Annotated in this window: 13 protein-coding genes; 11 read left to right on the top strand and 2 right to left on the bottom strand. The window is 40.5% G+C overall.

What is annotated here, in order from left to right; genetic code table 11:
* Nucleotides 1-23: 23 nt before the first annotated feature.
* Nucleotides 24-1130, bottom strand: coding sequence for a formylglycine-generating enzyme family protein (locus tag C8P64_RS04135; protein ID WP_108170767.1), 1107 nt, complete (start codon nt 1128-1130; stop codon nt 24-26).
* A 169-nt stretch (nt 1131-1299) separates the two neighbouring features.
* Between C8P64_RS04135 and C8P64_RS04130 the strand changes: the two genes are divergently transcribed.
* A complete protein-coding gene (locus C8P64_RS04130; RefSeq protein ID WP_108170766.1) occupies nt 1300-1866 on the top strand; it encodes a lipid-binding SYLF domain-containing protein in 567 nt (188 codons plus the stop codon).
* Nucleotides 1867-1923: 57 nt separating this feature from the next.
* Complete coding sequence (locus C8P64_RS04125; RefSeq protein ID WP_108170765.1) at nt 1924-2592, top strand: haloacid dehalogenase type II; 669 nt, start codon at nt 1924-1926, stop codon at nt 2590-2592.
* A 75-nt stretch (nt 2593-2667) separates the two neighbouring features.
* Here the strand turns inward: C8P64_RS04125 and C8P64_RS04120 are convergent, their stop codons facing one another.
* Complete coding sequence (locus C8P64_RS04120; RefSeq protein WP_108170764.1) at nt 2668-6288, bottom strand: BamA/TamA family outer membrane protein; 3621 nt, start codon at nt 6286-6288, stop codon at nt 2668-2670.
* A gap of 216 nt (nt 6289-6504) precedes the next feature.
* Between C8P64_RS04120 and C8P64_RS04115 the strand changes: the two genes are divergently transcribed.
* From C8P64_RS04115 to C8P64_RS04075, 9 genes are all read left to right on the top strand, one after another.
* Complete coding sequence (locus C8P64_RS04115) at nt 6505-9291, top strand: helix-turn-helix and ligand-binding sensor domain-containing protein (RefSeq protein WP_245889655.1); 2787 nt, start codon at nt 6505-6507, stop codon at nt 9289-9291.
* 240 nt (nt 9292-9531) lie between these two features.
* Nucleotides 9532-12561 (top strand): SusC/RagA family TonB-linked outer membrane protein, encoded by a 3030-nt coding sequence (locus C8P64_RS04110; protein WP_108170762.1) that lies wholly within the window; start codon nt 9532-9534, stop codon nt 12559-12561.
* An 11-nt stretch (nt 12562-12572) separates the two neighbouring features.
* Nucleotides 12573-14054, top strand: a complete 1482-nt coding sequence (locus C8P64_RS04105) for a RagB/SusD family nutrient uptake outer membrane protein (protein ID WP_211307588.1) — start codon at nt 12573-12575, stop codon at nt 14052-14054.
* A 12-nt stretch (nt 14055-14066) separates the two neighbouring features.
* Complete coding sequence (locus C8P64_RS04100) at nt 14067-16124, top strand: PKD domain-containing protein (protein WP_108170761.1); 2058 nt, start codon at nt 14067-14069, stop codon at nt 16122-16124.
* Nucleotides 16125-16141: 17 nt separating this feature from the next.
* The gene (locus C8P64_RS04095) at nt 16142-17749 is read left to right on the top strand and encodes a family 16 glycosylhydrolase (protein ID WP_108170760.1); all 1608 of its coding nucleotides are present in this window, start codon (nt 16142-16144) and stop codon (nt 17747-17749) included.
* A gap of 141 nt (nt 17750-17890) precedes the next feature.
* A complete protein-coding gene (locus C8P64_RS04090) occupies nt 17891-18757 on the top strand; it encodes a glycoside hydrolase family 16 protein (RefSeq protein WP_108171277.1) in 867 nt (288 codons plus the stop codon).
* A 225-nt stretch (nt 18758-18982) separates the two neighbouring features.
* Complete coding sequence (gene bglX, locus C8P64_RS04085; protein ID WP_108170759.1) at nt 18983-21259, top strand: beta-glucosidase BglX; 2277 nt, start codon at nt 18983-18985, stop codon at nt 21257-21259.
* Nucleotides 21259-22044, top strand: coding sequence for a glycoside hydrolase family 16 protein (locus C8P64_RS04080; protein WP_108170758.1), 786 nt, complete (start codon nt 21259-21261; stop codon nt 22042-22044). The genes bglX and C8P64_RS04080 overlap by 1 nt, the downstream gene beginning before the upstream one ends.
* 176 nt (nt 22045-22220) lie before the next feature.
* Nucleotides 22221-22910 carry a hypothetical protein gene (locus C8P64_RS04075; RefSeq protein WP_146167175.1) on the top strand — a complete coding sequence of 230 codons (690 nt, stop codon included), beginning with the start codon at nt 22221-22223 and terminating at the stop codon, nt 22908-22910.
* The last annotated feature ends 4 nt before the right edge of the window (nt 22911-22914 follow it).

Below are 22914 nucleotides of genomic sequence, written 5' to 3'. Positions count from 1 at the left end.
TGAAGATGAAGTTGTGTTTTTCTTTACTCGTTTCTAAGCATATCTACCGTTGCTACCGTTCTAAATCCAAGATGATCTGAACCTGAATCCAGGGCCTGGGGCATTCTTGCGGTAATTCTATAGCTGGCACAGTATGATTTATTACAAAGGAAAGATCCTCCCTTGATCACTTTCTCCTTTTCATAAGGGTTCACAGGGTTATAAGGTTTATCTGGTCCTGCTGGATTAATTGCTTTCCCGTTGGCAATGAGTTTTTCATAATACTTTTCATCATACCAATCCTGGGTCCATTCCCAAACATTCCCGGCCATATCAAATATTCCCAGGCTGTTTGCGGGAAATGATTTTACCGGAGCGGCGTATTTGTAACCGTCTTCAGGTATATTCTTTAAAGGGAATTCACCCTGCCAGGTATTTGCGAGATAATTAAGTTCTTTTTCATCATTACCCCAGGTGTAGATCCCGCCGGGTCTCTTGCCATGAGCGGCAGCTTCCCATTCAGCTTCGGTGGGCAATCTTCTGCCGGCCCATTTGCAATAGGCCATGGCATCTTCAAAAGAAATATGGACCACGGGGAAATCATCTTTTCCCTCTATATCACTTCCTGGTCCCAGAGGGTGTTTCCAATTTGCACCGATCTTCCATTCCCACCACTGAGAATAATTATATTCTTTAAGGGTTTCCAGGTCTCTTTTAAAGACCAGTGAACCTGGCTGCAATAGACTATCATGAGGTTTTGGAGTACTGGGAGGTAACTGTTTTTTAAGTTCATCCCAGTCTATAGGCCTTTCTGCCACGGTTATATACCCGGTTTCCTCTACAAATTTCCTGAATTCCTTATTGGTGACTTCAGTAATATCAATAAAAAATCCATCTACTGCAACGGGATGTGCGGGGCGTTCCCTGGGTAAAGCCAAAGGATCTGAAGTTGGTGCTCCCATAGTAAAGTCCACTCCAGATACCCAGCGCATTCCCGTAGGCTCTACGATATCTTCAGGCTTTTCTCTTAATATAGTACTGTCATTATTCGCCTGTTCGATATTGGAAGAAAGCTCTTTGCTCTTTTTATTTTCAGATTTACAACTCACTAAGGCTATAACCAGAATAAGAATGGAAGCTAATTTTTTCATTTTGAAGTTTTAGTAAAGTAAAAATTAGGCAAAATAATTTAATTAGGTTCAAAAACAGATGCTTTAATTAGAAGTGGTCATTGTTAAAGTGTATTCTTATAACATCTGATTAACAGAATATTAGGCGATACTTTGTTAACTTCTGTGGTCAATCTAAAATAGCTGAATTATGAAAAATTTGAAGAAATACGGGTTTATGATTTTTATACTTTCACTGGTCTTCAACCTGGATGTCAATGCGCAATCGAAGGATCAGAAAGATTTTATAAAAGATAAAGATAAGGAAACACTGGTGATAGATGCGAGGTATGCCATGGAGGAATTACGTGAAAATAACGCAGATGTGGCCCGGCTTGCAGATGATGCTTACGGTTATGTGGTTTTCCCTAATGTTGGAAAAGGAGCCTTTATCGCCGGTGGTGCTGCGGGAAACGGAGTTGTATACCAAGGAGGTGAACAAATTGGATGGGCCCAGTTAAGACAGGTAGATGTAGGTCTTCAAATTGGTGGTGAAGCTTTTAGAGAAGCGATATTTTTCCAGACCAAGCAGGATCTTGAAGAGTTCAAATCTGGGGAGCTGGAATTTACCGGGGGAGTTTCGGCAGTAGCAATTACTGAAGGGGCTTCCCGAAGCGTTAATTTTGAAGATGGAATGGCCGTGGTTACCATGCCTAAAGGCGGAGCGATGATAGAGATCTCTGTGGGTGGCCAGAAATTTAAGTATAAGGATAAGTAAAAGTTAAATAATAAAGGACGAGCCGGTTTTTAAAGCCGGCTTTTTTATTTTGTGTCTATGAAAGCAAATATTTCCACGCTAATATTCGATGTGAATGAGACCCTGCTCGATCTGCAGCCACTTAAAGACAGCATCAATTCTGCCTTAAATGATGAAAATGCCGCTGAGGTATGGTTTTCAGAATTGCTGCAGTATTCTTTGGTAGAATCCATTACAGGTAGCTACCACGATTTTAGCAAGATCGCAGCTTCGGTGCTGAAGATGAATGCCCGGAAACATGATTTAGATCTTGAAGATGAGAAAATAGGAGAGATCCTTAGTCCTATAAGCTCTTTGCATGCTTATCCTGAAGTGGCAGAAGGCCTGGCAAAGCTGAAGCAGGCAGGTTATAAAATGATCGCGTTTAGCAACGGGAAACCTTCGGTATTAATAGATCAGCTGGAATTTGCCGGATTACAACAATACTTCGATCTTATTTTAAGCGTAGATGCCGTAAAGAAATACAAACCACATCCAGATACGTACAGCTTTGCGGTGGAAAAGGCCGGGGCAGAATTAAATACTTCCATGATGGTCGCCGCACATGGATGGGATATTGCCGGGGCAGCCAGGGCCGGAATGCAAACGGCTTTTATCCAGAGAGAAGGGAAATTCGTTTTTCCGCTGGCTCCTGAACCAACAATTATTTCTAAAGATATAAGGTCCCTGGCCTCTGAATTATCTTAATATGATAGGACCCGGATATAAAAAAATCGCGTTGAAGCATCTCCAACGCGGTTTTTTTTGATTTATATGTTACTTCTAGAAATCGAAGTTAAAAGTAAAGTTAACCCGGCCACCTTCATCTCCTACATAATATCCAATATTACCGGTAAATGCTTTAAAAGCATTGATAAAAATGGAACCACCGTAGTTTGTGTGCCACTGGTTACTATTGTCATCCTCTGTCCAAACACGACCATAATCGAATCCAAGGCTTGCCCCGATTCGTAGAGGGATGAAATTTGTTCTGAACTGGGTAATACCGCTTCTAAGATCCAGGTTCTGGTAAAAGGCATATTTACCATTAAATCTATCGTTTCTGTAACCTCTCAAACTATTCGTGTTACCTCCACCCAGGGTAGCCCCGTGGTAAAATTCATAATTATCGCCGAAGATCGCTTCACCACCTATTTTAGTGGCGATTACTGCAAAACCGCTTTCGTGTAACGGATAGTCCATAGACAACATTGGTCTAACGTAGGCAAACTCATTGTCATACTCATCTATGTTGGTCTTGTATCCAGCAGTAACATCCAATTCAACCCCTCTGGAAGGGAAGGCAGCACGATCCTTGTTTTTATAATTATAGATAACATCCCCACCGGCATAAAGCTGGCTGTTGTAAATAGTATTTGCCCTGGTAAACCTGTTCGATACGAATAGATCCTGGTCAAATCCTACTTCTATAGACTCGATCAAAGGTTTAATGGTAAAGCTTGTCCCTTTGGTGTTCCTGTAGATCAAGGAAGGGGCGAACCTCCATTGTTGCATCTTCACACGATTAAAGCTATTGGAAACATCATCTGGATCATATTCAGTGTCATTACCTATACCAAAAAAGTTCATGGTATAATTAGGGCTGGAATAGTAGGCGTTAATTCCAAAATTCCAGTTGTAAAAAATATGAGCAAATTCTGCGCTGTAGTCGGCTTCAAAACCTTTTGTTCTGAAAAAATAGTTCAGAATAAGATTTTGCCTGGTGGTAAAAGGGTTTCTTACTAAACCGTAAGTGGTATAAACGTTCTTTACTCCGAGTTTAAAACCAATATCAGAATTGAAATCTGCGCTTGGGAATAAATTATATTGTCTTATTCTTTTCTTGTTTGGATCGTAGTTATTGATCTCATAAGAATCCACCAGCATTTTATTAGCTCCGGGAGTTTTGATGGTATTTTTCTTACTCTTGAAATCATAGAGCTTGGCATTTCTTGTATTCTGAAAATCGTAGATATCATTTTCCTCTCCACCAATCACTTTTAATGATAAAGGTTTTGAGCCGCTACCAACGATCTTGAATTCATCATCACCATCCAAACCATAAATCCAAACTTCCCTGGTTTCATGAGAATCATAGGTTTTTTCAGCTATAACTTTACCGTCTTCGTTCATAAGCTGAACATTGGTAATACCGTCTGGTTTTCTGGTGATAAGGAACTTATCGTCGTCTTCAGTTCCCGTGAACATATCGAATTCTGCAAGATGCTTATAATAATCCCTGGCAATATCCTCAAGATTGCCGCGACGGGCTTTCATGATTTCCTTGATCTCATCTACATAAGGGTCGTTCGCAATATCTTCAGGTAAAACGGCAAAAGCTTCCTGTATAACTTCATCTGTGATGTTTTCCTGGATGTATTCTACCTGTTGTTCCCAGTCTTCCCACTCGGCATTCCTTATAAACGCCTTATCTATTGGGTAACCGGCAATATTGAACCATTTTGGTCTTTTTACATCTTCGCTATATTCTTCCATGGCTCTGAACTCCGGGAAACCGAATCTTAACAGCGAAAGGATAAAACCATCGGTTTTTGAAAATACCTGGTCGCGGTCCTTGGCGATAGGCAGATATCTTTTCTTGCCATCTTCTTCCTCAAATTCTGCCCACTCATATTGTCCCTGGTGCCTGTCCCAGTCTCCCATTAGCATATCCAGCAATCTTGCTCTAATGAACATATCTTCGTCTACATAACCGTTTTTATCTTCTCTCATTTCCAGGAAAAGGTCTGAAGTGTTCAGAATATCGTCGGCATTGCCAAAGATCTCCAGGTCTTTATTTTCTCCACCTACGTGAGCTTCGAACATATACAATTCGTCTCCGTATTCTTCATTGTAAACCCCAAGAGCTTCCTGTTTTGGTACATAATAAAGACTGGAATTAGGGTGGAAAATATCTAGTTCATCCATGAATTTTCCGGCAGGAAATGTTCCATAAGGAAAAGCTGTGGTGTAAAAATCCTGTACATATCTTTCTGCTACGGTATTTTCGAGGTAATCCTCTACGTAGTGAGTAGTCACAACTGTAGTTTGTAAAAATTGCAGCGCACTTTTCTTAAGCGCTCTCATGGTATATTCGTGATCATTGTCGTCTACGAATCCGAGAGATCTTGATTGGTGACCTCCGCCTGCTCCCAATACTTCCAGGTTTCCAGGAAGTGTATCCAGGTAAAGAACAGGAAATTCAAATTTTCTACTGTATAACGGGCGGTAATGTTCTCCCCAAAGTGCCTTATACAGGCCATCCTTATCTGTTTCTTCTTCGGTGTAGACTGAAGTGACCTTGGTTTTACCGATTCTTTCTTCAGGCCAGTATACTTCATCCAGCATTGGTCTTTCACGCGAGATCTGCCTGGTGAATATCTTTTCTGGACCGGTTGGGGTTAATTCGTAGAATTCAACCTTCGAACTACCATTTTCATTGATATCTATTTTAGCATATCCCATTTCATAGGCTGCAAAATCTCCATGGTCCTCTTCAGGCTTTGCTTTCTTAGGTTTTTGAGTAACTCCAGAGATGACCTGTTCTATCCCGTCATCCTGCACATACTGTAAATTCCTGTCTTTTCCAGATAGAAAGATAACATCCTGATACTGGCTGGCCAGAGTTTCCAGGGTTCCCATTAGTTCTTTTAGCTGAGGATTTCTCCTGGTATGTTCTCCCAGGCCAACCATTTTTTCCAGGAACGTAAGTTTTGTCTGCGTTAATACAGGATGGTAAACAGCGACCAGAACGGTTTTCTTTTGAGCATCCTCTAGTTCATCATTAAATGCCTCTCTAAACTGAGCGCGAGTCTTGATCTCGCACTTGTTGTTGATATATGGATGATCGTCCCAGTTTTCGAGGTGCCATTGAGAATCGATCATGATCAATTGCACCTTATCGCTAAGGCTTTCGCTTTCTATAGGACAGCCATCGTTAGGCCAGAATTTTGCTCGAGAATTATCCTGAAGAAAGGACTCCATGTCATCGATATTATCTGGAGCATCCTTTTTCCATTCGTTCGGGCCCGGAGTAAAGATGATATTACCTTTAAAGTCCTTTATATGATCCAGTAAATTCGCCTTTAGATATTTTTTTACTTCGTCGCGACCTTTATCCTTGTTAGGATAACCTTTTTTCGGCACTAAGTTACCTACGATAACCAGGCTGGAAGAATCTTCTTTTTTTGAAGCTTCCACTATGGTAGAGAGTAATTCCCGGTTGGCCTCATCACTTCTTATACCGGTGTTGGAGGTAACATAGACCGAATGGTGTTTTACTTTCTTATTTTGATTCTGGTCATCCTGGCCAAACACGGCTGAAACAGCTAATAAGAAGAGAAAACTGAAAAGGCTTGTTTTTTTAAGGACTACAGGATTGGTGCGTAGGATACTATGGCTCATATAAGCTTAGGTTGTTTGATTGAATTTATGGTTAGTACCTTGCTGGATACTTAACTCCCAAAAAAATTCATAATTCTTAGGATGTCATAAGTCTTTATAATACTTTAACATCCAAGCCTAAAAATTTTACTAATAAAGTTAGTGTCTAAATAAGGCATAAAATTTTCCAGTTAAGCCTGTGATACTTAACTTTCGCATCATAATTACATTTTCCCTTTGAGTAAAAAGCTCGTTTTAATATTATTCGTTTTTTCAGTTTGCATGGTTTGGGGTCAGGAATTACCCCCGGTCGTGAATTTTGGGCCCAGCCAGTATTCTGCAGGGAACCAGAACTGGATGATAGACCAGGCAGAGAACAAGAACCTTTATTTTGCCAATAGCACGGGATTACTGGAGTATAACGGTGAGAAATGGATCTTGTATCCAGTCCCGAATAATACTATTGTTAGATCTCTTAAAGTAGTTGGGAACAGAGTCTATACAGGTGCTTACATGGAAGTGGGCTACTGGGAAGAAAATGATTTTGGTGCGCTGGAATATACCAGCCTGGTTTCTAAATTTAATGGAGCCATTGGGGAAGGAGAGCAGTTCTGGGATATAGAATTTATAGACGACCTGGTCGTATTCAGGAGTTTTGGCGGAGTTTATTTTTATAACCCAAAACAGGATGCGATCACAAAAATGCCAAATCCTTTAGGTAAGCCTATCTCCGGGATCTTTAAGGTTGAAAAAGAACTGTATTTCCAGCTTGTTGGCGAAGGACTGTACGTGATAAGGAACGGAAGTGCAGAGGAGGTTATTCCTGTTGAAGAACTGGGTGAAACCGCAATCATGCATATTTACCTTGAAGAAGGGATCCTTTCTTTTATTTCAGGTAAGACCGAATTTTATAAATGGCGGGGTGACAAGCTTCAGAAAAATATAAAACCTGTTAACCGGGAAATTGGTAATCCTAATATTCTTGACGCCATAAATCTTCCCGGCGGTGATATTGTCCTTGGTACCGTGGGAAATGGAGTTGTTGAAATAGATGCTGCAGGAAATATTGTAAATGCCTTTAATCAGGGGAATGTTCTTCTTAATAATACCGTGCTGGATCTTTTCATGGATAAGGATGACAATCTCTGGGCCGGACTGGATTACGGAATTAGCAGTATAGACCTAAGATCTTCATTCAGGTCCTTCCAGGATAACCGCGGAGAAATAGGATCGGTCTATGCCTCCTATGAAAAAGATGGCGCGCTTTATCTTGGGACGAACCAGGGTCTGTATCTGCGGAAAAAAGATGATAATAAATTCAGTTTGATCGAGGGAACGAACGGGCAGGTCTGGTTTGTAGATGAGGTAGATGGAATGATCATATGCGGGCAGGATAGCGGTACTTTTTTGATCAGCGGAGATACTGCCACGAAGATCTGTGACAGGTTGGGAACCTGGACCGTGCAGCAGTATGATGAGGATATTTTTATACAGGGTCATTATAACGGGATAAGTTTTCTTCGCAAAAATGGAAATGACCTGGAAACCTTACCTATGGTCGAGGAATTTCCGCATTCTTCAAAGTTCATTGAAGTAGATGAGGATAAGAATGTATGGATAAGCAATGAGCATAAAGGAGTTTTTAAAATGCAGCTTGAAGATTCTCTTTCAACCATAGCGGATATCAAGAATTATAAGTTTCCGGAAGAATCTGGGATCACCTCTAGTTTATTCCAGTTTAATGATAGTCTGTATTATAGCTCCAAAGAAAAGATCTATCAATATCAGGAGAAAGAGGACAGGTTCAGCGATAAGAATTCTCTGAACAGCCTGATCTCAGGCCTAGACAGGGTATCTGGGAAAATGATAAGTGAAGGAAATCAGAATAAACTCTGGGGATTTGCCAACGAAGGCATCTTTTCTATTCAGAATTCTATCCTGAGCAAGGACTATTCCCTGGATTTTATTTTTATAGATCAGGATTTCAGGAATATTGCCGTTGGTTATGAGAATATTTCAAATTTTGGTGAGGAAGAATATTTATTGGGAATCGCTAATGGATATTTGAAATTCAGTGATCCCGAGGAAATTGATGTAGAAACATCTATTAGCCTGAACCAAATAGAGCTTAGTGCCCTTGATGCTCCTGCCAGTGTTATTTCCTTAAAGGAAAGTGGAGACTTTGAATATGATAAGAATAATATCTCGTTTTACTTTAGTGCCCCGGTGCATGATAAATATCTTAATGCCGAATATAGTTACCGCCTGCTGGGTCTAAGCCCGAATTGGAGTTCGTGGAGCAGCAGTCCCGAGGTTAATTTTAAAAACCTGGATTTCGGGAACTATACTTTCGAAGTTAAAGCCAGGGTTGGAGATTCTGTAACCGATAGCGTTAGCTATGAATTCAGCATTCAGCGTCCATATTATTTAAGTATTCCTGCCATCATAGGATATTTCATAATCTTCGTGCTGATCTTATATCTTATGCATTTGCTCAATAAAAGGCACCACCGGAAAAATCTTGCTGAAAATGAAAGAGCACTCAAGATGCGTAATCTTGAGGCAGAGCAGGAGATCATTAAATTACGTAACGAAAAGCTGGAGCAGGATATGGCGAATAAGAACAGGGAGCTTGCCGTATCTACCATGAGCCTTATTAAAAAGAACGAATTCCTTACCAGCATAAAAGAAGAACTAAAGAAATCTGAAGGCACTTCCAAGGTGAAGTCGGTAATTAATACAATAGATAAGGATATAAATGAAGAAGACAACTGGAAATTCTTCAAAAAGGCATTTAGTAATGCCGATAAAGACTTCTTCAAAAAGATAAAAGCAATACATCCGGAACTCACCTCGAATGACCTTAAGCTTTGTGCTTATTTAAGACTTAATCTTTCCTCTAAAGAGATCGCTCCGCTGCTAAATATCTCTGTAAAAAGTGTCGAAATTAAACGATATCGTTTGCGTAAAAAGATGGATTTAGACCGTGAGACCAATCTTACGGAGTATATTCTGGATCTTTAAACTTTACATCTGCATAAATTAACTCTACATTACCTCTACATACCCCTATTATTCTGATATTCAATGAAAACGTTTTCGCTTTGTAATATCGCTATAAAGCCCTTATAGTATTGTGAAATGCTTAAAATTGGGCCTCTGAAAATGAATAATTCTCAATTGTAGATTTTTTGTAAAGGTTGTAATCCTCGCTTCTTAAATTGATGTTAATATATTGAGGTATCAATTTTAATAAATAATCACATGAGGAAATTTACCTGTCTTTTGATTGTATTTCTAAGCGGGTTTTTTGGGGCTTATGCGCAATCGTTTTCGGTTAGCGGATTAGTGTCTGATGAAAACAACATGCCTTTATTGGGAGTTAATGTAATAGTAAAAGGAGAGTCGCGTGGAACTACCACAGATTTTGACGGAAACTATACGATAGAAAATGTCTCTCCGGGAGATGTACTTCAATTTAGTTATGTTGGTTTCGTAGCCCAGGAAATCACTATTAACGATCAACGAACCATTAATGTAGTATTGCAAACCGATTCTGAAGCCCTTGAAGAAGTGGTGGTGATCGGGTATGGTACTCAGCAAAGAAAAGATATTACCGGTGCAGTATCGGTAGTAGACAATCAAACTATTGACGAACTTCAGCCTATTAAGGTAGAGCAGGCACTTCAGGGTACTGCTGCCGGGGTGAATGTAACTCCATCATCTGGTGCGCCGGGTGCGGGAATTAACATCAATATTCGTGGTATCGCCTCGAATAGCGTCAATGGACCTTTAGTTTTAATCGACGGATATCAGGGAGATCTGAATACTTTGAACCCGAATGATATTGAGTCTATATCTATACTTAAAGATGCCCAGGCAGCCATTTATGGTGTTGCTGGTGCAAACGGTGTGGTTTTAGTTACTACCAAAACAGGTAAAAAGAATACCGCTCCAAAAGTGACCTACCAGACATATTATGGTATACAGGAAGCTTCCAGAGAGATCCCTGTTTTAAACGCAACCGAATATGCATTGCTTTTAAATGAGAGCTATGCTAACGGAGGTCAGGATATTCCTTACCCGACGGTAGGTGGACTTGGTGAAGGAACAGACTTCCAGAGCGAGGTTTTTAAACAAGCACCAATTTCTAACCATAACCTTAGTGTTACTGGTGGTGGAGAAAGAGTTACCTATTCTGTAGGAGGTTCTAACCTGGATCAGGAAGGTATCGTAGGTGGAGATAAATCTGGTTTTAAACGTAATACGGCCAGAGTTAGCTTAGGAGTTGATGTTAACGATTATTTCGACGTTCAGTTGAATGCGACATACACTAACATCGCGAGAAAATCTATCAACGAGAATGGGCTTGGATCTGTATTATTTAATGCCTTGAACTTTTCTCCTACTTTCGGAGTAAATGATCAGGATCTTACAGGAAGCCTGGGGAATGAGATCATTAACCCGTTAACTCAGATAGAGAATACTTTTAACGATTACAATCTTGATAAGCTGAACGGAAACTTCAGCCTTGATTTTACACCTATCGAAGAATTGGTGTTCACTTCAAGAATCGGTTATAACCTGTCTAAAAGTGACGGTAAAACATTTAGCCCACAAATAGGTGCTGAAGTTTACGGTCCAGGAAAGGTTTTCAATAACCCAAGAAGTACGGTGAATCAAAATAGAATTAATGATAATTCTTATACGTATGACCTTTTTGGTACTTACGAGGATAGATATAATGAAGATCATCACATAACCGCTACTGGTGGTATGACTGTTATTAGACAGTGGGGTGATGGTTTATATGCTACTGGATATGATGTACCTAACAATTCATACGAATTTGCAGACATCAGCCTTACTACAGGAACTAATGACGGGCTTAATAATAGCTCTTATGTATACGATATTAGAAAACTATCATTCTTTGGTAGACTTCAGTATGATTTCAAAGGAAAGTACCTTGTTTCTGGTATGCTTAGACGAGATGCTTCTACAAGATTTAATCCAGATAACCGTGTAGGTTATTTCCCTTCTGCTACTGCAGGTTGGATCATTTCTGAAGAGGGCTGGTTTGATTCTGAAACTTTCAACTTCCTTAAGTTAAGAGGTAGTTACGGTATCCTGGGTAATGATGAAGCCGGTGGAGCTCAATTCTACCGTTCTGCACTTACTGGAGAAGCTACTTATGTTTTCGATAACCAGTTGGTAAATGGAACCGCTCCAGGAAGACTAGCAAACCCTTCATCTGGATGGGAAGAAGCAGAAAAGATCAACTTTGGTCTTGACCTTAGATTATTGAATAACAAGATCGATATTACCGCAGATATCTTTAGAGAGGAAAGAAAAGACCTTCTTATTGCTGGTATTCCAGTATCGGGAATTCTTGGTGGTGCTGCTCCTGGAGCAGGTGCGCCAACGATCAACGCTGGTACTACAAGAAACCAGGGTGCTGAATTCGCGATCAACTATAAAGAGAATTTCTCTGATGATGTTCGATTGAATGTTTCCTATAATTTTACTTATCTTGAGAATGAGGTGACTGAAGTTAATGGAACAGACTTCCTTCCAGGAGGTGCTTTTGGAGTTGGACAACCTCAGCCTGCAAGAATGCAGGAAGGTTTCCCAATTGGTTATTTCTACGGATACAGAACCAACGGGATCTTCCAGAACCAATCTGAAGTTGATGCGCATCCTGCACAGAATGCTTTAGGTGCTCCGGCTCAGCCAGGAGACATTAGATATGTAGATATCAATGGTGACGGGGTGATCAATACAGATGACCGTACCAATATTGGAGATCCAATTCCAGATTTTACTATGGGATTAAATCTTAATTTCACGGTTAAGAACTTCGACTTCACTGCTTATACCTATGCGTCTTTAGGAAACGAGATGGTTAGAAACTACGAAAGAAATCAGCCAAACGTTAACAGACACGCATACTACCTTGAGCGTTGGAGAGGACCAGGAACAAGCAACGAGGTTCCAAGATTAACCACTGCAGCAACCTCTAACGGAGTATTTTCAGACTTCTACGTAGAAGATGCTTCTTACGTACGTATCCAGAATGCTCAAATAGGGTATTCCTTACCAGCAGACTTCCTGGACAGAGTTGGTATAGATAAGCTTAGAATATATGTGGCAGGAAACAACTTATATACGTTTACAGACTATAAAGGATTTGACCCTTCAGCTTCAACAGGAGAAGCAATTGGTGGAGGAATAGATTACGGTTTCTACCCGGTTCCAAGAACTTATATGTTTGGTTTAAACCTTAACTTCTAAAATATTGTAATATGAATATAAAGAATTCAATATTAAAAAAGATATACTTCTTCATGGGGATCGTTATGCTGGTTGGGTGTAGCGAGCAGTTTCTAGATGAGACCGAGGAGTATGTTATAGATTCAGAAAATTATTTTAATTCTGAACAGGAATATTATAATGCCCTTGTAGGTGCATATGATATTCTTCAATCTACTTATGTAAATGTTATCCTTGGAGAAATAGCTTCAGATAACACTTTAAGTGGTGGTGAGAGTGCAACCGATGTAATTGGCTGGCAACAGGTAGACGAAATGACCCATACCGAGGTTAATGACAACCTTGATGATGTTTGGGACTGGAATTTCGCCGGTATTCAACGTGCTAACTACATCCTTGAATTTAAAGACAAGACAGAATTTGAAGGTAAGAACAGGATCATTGCTGAAGCAAGATTCCTGAGAGCTTATTTCACTTTTGAACTGGTAAAATGGTTTGGTCCAATTCCATTGAATGGAGATCAGCGTTTTCAACTTGGTGATGAACAAACTATCCCAAGAGCTCCGGTAAGTGAAGTATACGCTCAGATAGAATCAGATCTGCAGTTTGCTATAGATAACCTTGATTATACCGCGCCTCAAATTGGTAGAGCTACTAAAGGTTCTGCTCAGGCTTTGCTAGGTAAGGCTTATTTATATCAGGATAAATTTCAGGCAGCGTCAGATGTTCTTAGAGAACTGATCAACAGTGGACAATATCATCTTTACGGAACTCAGGGAGACGAGGTTTATACCAACCTTTTCGAAGAAGTTGGAGAGAACAGCCCGGAGTCTGTATTCGAAATTCAGTACACTGGAGAAGAAGGTGCAGGATTTGGATGTTTACAGTGTAGTGAAGGTAACGTAGCTGTAGGATTCCAGGGAATAAGAAACTATACCGGTCCGGTTTTCGAATCTGGATTCAGTTTCAACGTTCCTGTAGAAGAAGTATACAACCTGTTTGATGATAACGATATTAGAAAGGATTACTCTATTCTTGATATCGAAGCATGGGCAGAAGAAACCGGTGCTACTTATGTTGAAGGTTACAAACATACAGGTTATTTTAACCGTAAGTACCTTCCAAGAAAGAACGATAATGTTGGAGATGCCAACTTAACTCAGCCTAATAATTACCGTGCAATTAGATATGCAGATGTATTATTGATGGCTGCAGAAGCACTTAACAGAGGAGGAATCAACGATCAGCTTGCACTGGGTTATCTTAACCAGGTTCGCGATCGTGCTGGATTAGACGATCTAAACCTAACCGGAGCGGCGCTTACCGATGCAATTTTTGCTGAAAGAAGACTGGAGCTTGTTGGTGAAGGTCACAGATTCTTTGACCTGGTTAGAACTGGAAGAGCAGCAGCTGCTATAGATGGTTTTACTCCTAATAAGAACGAACTTTTTCCAATACCACTTGAAGAGATCGAATTCTCTCAAGGAAACTGGGAACAAAATCCTGGATACTAAAAAAAAAGAACTATGAAGAACTTATTTAAACATGTCTTTTTCATTGCTTTAAGCGTCCTGATTTTTGGATGTGAAAGCGATGATGACCAAGTAGACCTAAGTGACCTGGCGGCGCCTTCTAATTTAGGAGCCACCTTCAAGATCACTCAGGATAACAGTGGTTTGGTAACGATTATCCCTAAAGGAGAAAGTGCCAATACTTTTACAGTAGATTTTGGTGACGGCTCAGCGCTGGCAACCGATATCAAAGCAGGAGAAACTGTAGATCATATCTTCGCTGAAGGAGATTATGACGTTGAAGTTATTGGTTTTAACCTTAACGGAAGAACTGCTACGGGAACTCAGCCGCTTACCGTTTCTTTCAGGGCTCCTGAAGGATTGGAAGTAAATATAAACAAAGCTCCAGATGATAATTATACTATCAATGTTTCGGCTGCGGCAGAATATGCGGCCATGTTCGAAGTGTATTTTGGAGATGTAGATGATGAAGAACCAACTCCAATGATGATTGGAGAAACGGTTTCGCATACTTACGAAAACGTGGGAGATTATGATGTTCGTGTGGTAGCTCTTAGTGGAGGTTCTGCAACAACCGAGCTTACTCAAACTGTAGAGATAAGAGATCCATTATTCTTACCTATCGATTTTGAATCACCAACCAAGAATTATACGTTCATTAATTTTGGACCAGATGAGGTTGTAGATCCAGTAATTGATAATCCAGATCCAAGTGGAATTAATACTAGTTCGAAAGTAGCTACTTATACGAAGCCTGCTGGTTCTCAACCTTGGGCTGGAACTACTACCGCATTAGATCAACCTATAGACTTCTCTACCCAGAAATATATTAGTGTAGATGTTTGGTCTCCAACCGCAGGAACCCCAGTGACCTTTAAGATAGAAAACCTTGATGATGCGGGTATTTTTGTTGAAAGTTCCTCAGTAACTACTGTAAGCAACCAGTGGGAGACTCTAACTTTTGATATGACAGCGGTTGATCAGTCTATCGATTATGGTAGAATAGTGTTATTCTTTAATCTTGGAACACCAGGTACGGGAGAAACTTATTATTTCGATAATATTAAAACAACTACCCTGGAACCGTTAAAGCTACCTATGACTTTTGATAGTGCGATTGTAAATTACACTCCGGGAGTTTTTGGAGGTGCTTCTTTTGAAGTGGTTTCAAACCCAGATCTATCAGGTGCGAATACTTCAGCAACAATGGTTGGTGCGATTACCAATGCAGGGAATGCATACGAAGGTTTAGCATTTAATCTTGGAGAACCTGTAGATTTCAGTGGTGATAATAAAACCATTACTATGAAGTTCTGGTCTGATGTAGCCCTCCCAGTTTTACTGAAATTTGAAGGTGGTGTGAATGGTGAGAGACAAACCGAAGTTTCTGCTAACCATACCGGATCTGGATGGGAAGAACTAAGTTTTAACTTCGCTACAGATGCTATTAAAAGTTATATAGATGGTAATCAGGGTGCAGGAGAACCATTTGTTCCAACAGGGCAATATGCAACGATGACAATGTTCGTAGATGGTCCTGGAAATACTTCTGGAACGTTCTATGTAGATGATATCCAATTCGCAGCTGGAGAAACTCAATATATTTCTTTATTCAGTGATTTTGGAGATGACGTAAATGTAGATACCTGGAGAACAGACTGGTCTAATTCAGGTTATGAAGAAATAGAATTCGACGGTAGACTTACCAAGCATTATTTTAATCTTGGTTTTGTAGGGATAGAAACTATAGCTGAACCTATAGATGCCAGCGAAATGACATATTTCCATACAGAGATCTATACTGATAATGCAACCGTATTCAGAATTAAATTAGTGGATCTAGGTCCAGACGGTGTTTATGCCGGTGATGATCTTTCTGAGCACGAGATAATAATCGAGAATCCAGCACAGAACGAATGGGTTGTTCTTGATATTCCATTATCAGAATTTACAGGACTGCAGAGTAGAGCTCATATTGGGCAGCTTATTTATTCTGCTGAACCTGCTGGAACAGCAAATGTATACGTGGATAATGTTTATTTCCATAACTAGAACTAAAACAGAATAAAATGAAAAATATATTTTTAAAATTAACATTTGTAATGGCTCTTTGCGCAGGATTATTTTCCTGTGCAGAGGACGATTACGATATTGGGGAGATTACCGCTCCAACCAATCTTCAGGTAGACGCGAATATCGTGGGACAATCTGGAGAAATGCCAAATGGTGACGGTAGCGGGCAGGTTACATTCAATGTGAGTGCCAACAATGCCATGACCTATAAATTTATTTTTGAGAACGGAAGTTCGGCTACCACCTCAAGTGGAACCTATACTCACCAGTTTTCAGAAACAGGAACAAAGGTATATACCGTTAATGTTATCGCTTATGGTCCCGGTGGTACAGCTACTTCTATGGTCGTAGATGTTGAAGTTCTGGTAACCTATGAGCCGCCAAAAGAGCTAATCGATAAATTAGTTGGAGATGGTAACAAAGAATGGAGAATTAAGGCAGAAGTACCTGGTCATTTTGGTCTGGGACCTGTTGGAGGAGTTGTTCCTGCTGAATGGTACAGTGCCGGAGCTAATGAAAAGTCTGCTGCGGGAATGTATGATGACAGATATATCTTCAATGAAGATGGTACTTTCACTCATATTACCGGAGGAACCGTTTTTGGAAGAGCTGGCTTGATCGATCAATTAGGTGGAAGCGGTGGAACCGTAGATGGTGCCGATGTGCTTAACCTTGAATACGGAGATTATACAGAGAACTGGTCTATTTCTGCTCCAGGCGGAAATGAAACGATCAATCTAACTGGTATAGGTTTTATCGGGTACTATATAGGTGGTGATCACCAGTATGAGATCTTTGACCGTTCTGGTTCAAATGACATTATCCTTAGATCTACAGATGGTAATGGTGAGTTCGACTGGTGGTTCATTATCACTTCTGGAGAAGAAGGTGATGGTGGAGAAGAACCAGAAGAGCAATTGATCTGGTCTGATGAATTTGAAGGAGATTCTTTAAACGCAGATAACTGGAATTTTGCGATTGGTAACGGAGATAACGGTTGGGGGAATGGAGAATCCCAGTATTACACAGATTCTCAAGACAACGTAAAAGTTGAGAATGGGAATCTTGTAATCACAGCTAAAAGAGAATCTGAAAGCGGATTTGATTTTACTTCTGCTCGTATAACCACAAAAGATAAATTCGAATTTACTTACGGTAGAGTCGAGGTACGTGCTAAACTTCCTGCGGGAGGTGGTACGTGGCCTGCTATCTGGATGCTTGGAGCCGAGTGGCCTGAAGAAGCATGGCCAGGTGTAGGAGAAATGGATATCATGGAATTCGTTGGGAACGATCCAGACAGAGTTTCATCTGCGCTTCATTTCCCTGGTAACTCTGGAGGTAATGCTATAGTAGGAGCAACCGAAGGATTTACAGATCTTACCACAGAATTTCATATCTACGAGGTGGAATGGACCACAGATAAGATCATCTTTTCTGTTGATGGTACTCCACACTTAGAATTTAATAATAACGATGACACTCCTTTCCAGAACGACTTCTATTTATTGCTGAATGTAGCAATGGGCGGAACCCTGGGAGGTAATATCGCAGCCGATTTCCAGGAATCATCTATGGAAGTGGACTACGTAAGAGTTTACCAATAGTTGTTTGTTTAGGCTTTAAATTCCCGGAGTATCTTCTAGATCTCCGGGATTTATTCTTATCATCATAAAATTTTCTTGTTTTTATAATGGCCCTAAAGGCACGGGTTTTTCATGGTGATTATTCTTTTTAAAATAATGTATATGAAGCACTTATTTTTAAAAACCTTCCTGGTGCTAGCTATTATTTCTAGCGGAAACTTATTTGCACAGGACTCGCCTGCAATTATAGAAAGCGACACTATTTTCTTTGATGATTTCTCCGGAAGTTCACTCGATAGAAAAAAATGGAATGTTGTTGGAACAGACTTTTGGGTAAACAACGAGCAACAGGTCTATGTGGATTCCACTGCAACGATTTTTAATGTAAAAGGTGATGATGCCAGAGGAGCCGAAAATGCTCTGGTGCTTAAGGCTCATTACAGCCCCAACTATATAAAATACCGTGGTAATGATTTCGATTTTATCTCGGGAAGGATAAATACCCGGGACAAGGTGATGTTCACCTATGGTACGGCTATGGCCAGGATGAAACTTCCTGAAGGTTCCGGCTTTTGGCCCGCATTCTGGGCACTGGGCGGTGGCGATTGGCCAGCTACCGGGGAGATCGATATTATGGAATATGTGGGAGAGACAGACTGGATAGGAGTTGCCTTGCACGGCCCGGGATATTCCGGAGAAACCCCGCTGGTTAATAAATACTTCTTTCCTGAAGGCGAAGACGTGACTAGCTGGCATGTGTATTCTGTAGACTGGACGCCTGAGGCACTTAATTTTAAGGTTGATGGAAGGTTGATCTACCGGGTTACAAAACCTATGGTAGAGAATTACGGGGAATGGAAATTTGACAATCCAAAATACCTTATTCTCAATCTGGCTTTAGGGGGTGCATACCCTTATAAAACCAATGGGGTTGAAGAACCTTATAACGGGCTACCAGAATCTACGGTTGAGCTTATAAAACAAGGAAAAGCAGAAGTTCTTATCGACTGGGTTTTAATAAAAAAGTAAAAGGAGAAATCATTAGCCGGGTACTTCCCAAAAAGTTCATTTTTGAGGATTACCATTTATTATCAGGGCTTTTAAGTTCTTCCGGAAGGGATGCGAAGAAGTGTTCTTCTGCCTGCTCTGGCATAGAATAGCGAACCGCGACTGAAATTAAAACTTAAGGTTTGTAGATCCTTTCAAAAATAAACTGGGAGAATATATTTTCCTCCTTAATCTAATTTTAAGATCATGAAAAAATATTTAATAATAATCTCTTATTTCTTTTTTGGGACCATGGGAGCATATTCCCAGAATTCGGGTTTAAAGAGTTCGGTGCAGGAGGTAGAGACCAAAGTAGATTCGGTTTTAAATCTAATGACCTTAGAGGAAAAAGTGGGTCAGATGGTGCAGTATAACGGGAGCTGGGACTTAACTGGTCCTGCTTCTGAAGTAGGCAACAAAGAGAAAGAGGAAAGACTTAAGAAAGGTCTTGTTGGTTCAATGCTTAATGTACTTTCAGTAGAGGCAACAGAGAAAGCCCAGCGAATGAACATGGAGAACTCCAGGATGAAGATCCCTTTGATCTTTGGTTATGATGTGATCCATGGTTACAAAACTATATTTCCAGTACCACTAGGCGAAACAGCCAGTTGGGATCTTGATGCAGCTAAAGAATCTGCCAGGATCGCGGCTCTTGAGTCTGTAGCAGAAGGTGTGAACTGGACCTTTTCACCAATGATAGATATTTCCAGGGATGCCCGTTGGGGTAGGATCATGGAAGGTTCTGGTGAGGACCCTTATCTAACCGCTAAAATTGCGGTAGCCAAGGTAAATGGATATCAAGGAGAAGACCTGGCAGATCCAAATACCATCGCCGCTACTGCAAAGCATTTTGCAGGATACGGACTTGCCGAAGGCGGTAAAGATTACAACGCTGTAAATATTGGAAAACATGAATTGCATAATATGGTGTTGCCTCCTTTTAAGGCGGCTGCAGATGCCGGTGTGGCAACCTTTATGAACTCGTTTAATACCATCGATGGTATTCCAGCCACCGGAAGTGAAAGATTGCAAAGAGACATTCTTAAGGGTGCCTGGGACTGGCAGGGATTTGTAGTTTCAGACTGGGGTTCGATCTCAGAAATGATCCCGCATGGTTTTGCCAGGGATAAGGTTCATGCCGCTGAAATTGCCGTAACCGCTGGTAGCGATATGGACATGGAAGGTGGAGCCTATGAAGCAGGTCTTGCGCAACTGGTGAATGAAGGGAAAATAGATGAGGCGCTAATAGATGAGGCTGTGAAAAGAATTCTTCGCGTGAAGTTCAAGATGGGACTTTTCGAAGATCCTTATAAATACATGAATGCAGATCTAAAGAAAAATGTGCCTTACGAGGAGCATAGAAAAACAGCCAGGGATATTGCAAAAAAATCCATTGTTCTATTAAAGAACGAGAACGATCTTTTACCTATAAAATCTTCTGTAAAAAAGATCGCGGTGATTGGTCCGCTGGCCGATGATAAGGATACTCCTATTGGAAACTGGAGAGCTCAGGGAGAAGCAAATTCTGCTGTTTCAGTTCTGGAAGGATTAAAAAATACCGATCTAAAGGCTAAGATGACCTATGCCAAAGGGGTAACTCTTGGTGAAGGAGAGCGTAGCTTTCTAATGCCTTTAAAGATCAATAAAACAGACAGGTCTGGAATTCCAGATGCCGTTGCCAAGGCTAAAGATGCCGAACTTGTGGTGATGGTACTGGGTGAAGATGCTTTCCAGTCTGGAGAAGGTCGCAGCCAGGCTAATATTGGCCTTGCAGGACTTCAGTTAGAGCTACTGAAGGAGGTTCATAAAGTTAACAAGAACATCGTTTTGGTGTTGATGAATGGAAGACCAATTGAAATTACCTGGGCTTCAGAAAATATACCTGCTATCGTGGAAGCATGGCAGCTAGGTACAGAGAGCGGTAATGCTATTGCCGATGTACTTCTTGGAAAATATAATCCTTCAGGTAAACTGCCGGTTTCTTTCCCAAGAGCCGTAGGTCAGGAGCCTTTGTATTATAACAGGATGAATACAGGTAGACCTTCTAACGACCAGCATGTTACCTATTCGCATTATACAGATATCACCAATGGACCATTGTATCCTTTTGGATACGGTCTTAGTTATACCAGTTTTGAATATGGAGAGCCTAATTTGTCTTCTTCAGAATTAAATACTGGAGGTTCTGCGACCTTAACCGTATCGGTAACCAATACCGGTGATGTAAAAGGTAAGGAAGTAGTACAGTTATACTTGCATGATCTTGTGGCCAGTGTAGCGAGACCAATCAAAGAACTTAAAGGTTTCGAGATGGTTGAATTGGCACCAGGAGAAACTAAGAACGTTGAGTTTACTATAGACGATAAAATGCTTGAATTCTATACAGCTTCAGAAAAGTGGGAAGCTGAAGAAGGTGAATTCGAGCTAATGGTTGGAGGAAATTCCGAAGACCTGAAGACAGTTAAATTAAATTTTAATAAGTAATGTTCAAATACTCCAGATTCATAATTACCGGAAGCTTTATAATTGGGACGTTGTTCTCTGCAAAATCACAGGAAAAGATCATTTTTCAGGATGATTTTGATGGAGATAGTCTGAACATGAACGTCTGGAATTATGAAGAAGGAGATGGTTGCCCTAATCTATGTGGCTGGGGTAATAACGAGGAGCAGGTCTACAACAGGAATTATGTTGAAGTAAAGGATGGCAACCTCGTTATTACTGCTTTAAAAAAGGATGGTGAATATTATTCCGGAAAGATCAATTCTAAAGACAAGGTAGAATTCACTTACGGAGTCATAGAGGTAAAAGCAAAACTGGCTACTGCCAAAGGACTCTGGCCGGCAATATGGATGCTGGGCTCAGATATTTCTGAGGTGGGATGGCCTGCCAGCGGAGAAATTGATATCCTGGAATATATTGGAAGGGAACGGGAAAAGGTATTTACCTCCCTGCACACTCCTGCCAGTCACGGGAATACCATTAACACCAAAAAGACCAGAATAGAGAATATAGAAGAAGGTTATCATACCTATAAAGCGGTCTGGACAGAAGAATATATAGAGTTCTTTGTGGACGGGCAATCGCTTTATAAGTTCGTTCCCAGGAAGTATGATGAGCAGCATTATCCTTTTAAAAAGGACTTCTATTTTCTTATAAATGTTGCTGTAGGTGGTAACCTGGGAGGAGCCGAGATCAATGTTGAAGCTCTGCCAGATAAGTTTTATATAGATTATATAAAAGTTACCGAATTACCTGCAGACATGTAATTTTTAAAATAAGCGGAACCTTTACATTTACTTTGTTAGCTAAATTATTGTGGATGATTAGCTAAGGTTTCGCTTTTTTTTCCTTCAGTTTATGGACTTTGTTCCATACAACTACACTTCCTTGTGTTTTATAAAACACTGAAAATGTGTATATTACATATCTAAACTTCAATGATATGAACCTACACTACCTAAAATCAGTTTTAGCCTTAATTTTTATTTTCATTTTTTCTTCCTGTGGAATGACCTACATCTACTACCAGAAAGGAAAGACCGTTAAATCAGCTTTTGCGAATAAAGGCAATCCGCCAGACCGGGTACAGGCCACCAATGTAGATATTGGCATTGGCAATTGGCGGCTGGATGCATTATCTGCTTCTCCAGATGCTAATTACCTGGCTTTAGGAATGGCAGACATCAATAGCCCAACCAGCAACAGCAATGGAAAGCTGGAGGTTTACAGCAATTTTGGAGCAAGAAAGATTTATACCTTAAATGATGCAGATCTAAAAAGTATGATCGAGGGAGAGTCAGATATTGATTATCCAAACTCGGTATATGCCTTTCACCCATTTGACCTGGGCTATGAAAATGACACTATTCTCATTGCACATATTCAGCCCTGGAATAGTTCAGATCTTATTCCACAGGATGTAGAACTCAGGATAGATCTTAAAACAGGAGAATCTACTAGTGTATCTTTCTTTCCCAGGACTAACAGGCCGGCCATGCCACAGCACGATTCAAAAAATAAATTTAATTTTGAGGTCATCAACGGTGAAATGTTCGTAAACGGAAATAAATTGAACGGAATGCCCTCGGGACTGGATCCCGATAACCACGATGAAGTAACCCTTAAGAAATAGACTG

Source organism: Christiangramia gaetbulicola (assembly GCF_003054225.1).
GTDB classification, from domain to species: domain Bacteria; phylum Bacteroidota; class Bacteroidia; order Flavobacteriales; family Flavobacteriaceae; genus Christiangramia; species Christiangramia gaetbulicola.
The sequence above is the reverse complement of the archived record's forward strand: the minus strand, read 5'-3'. Positions and strand labels throughout refer to the sequence as shown.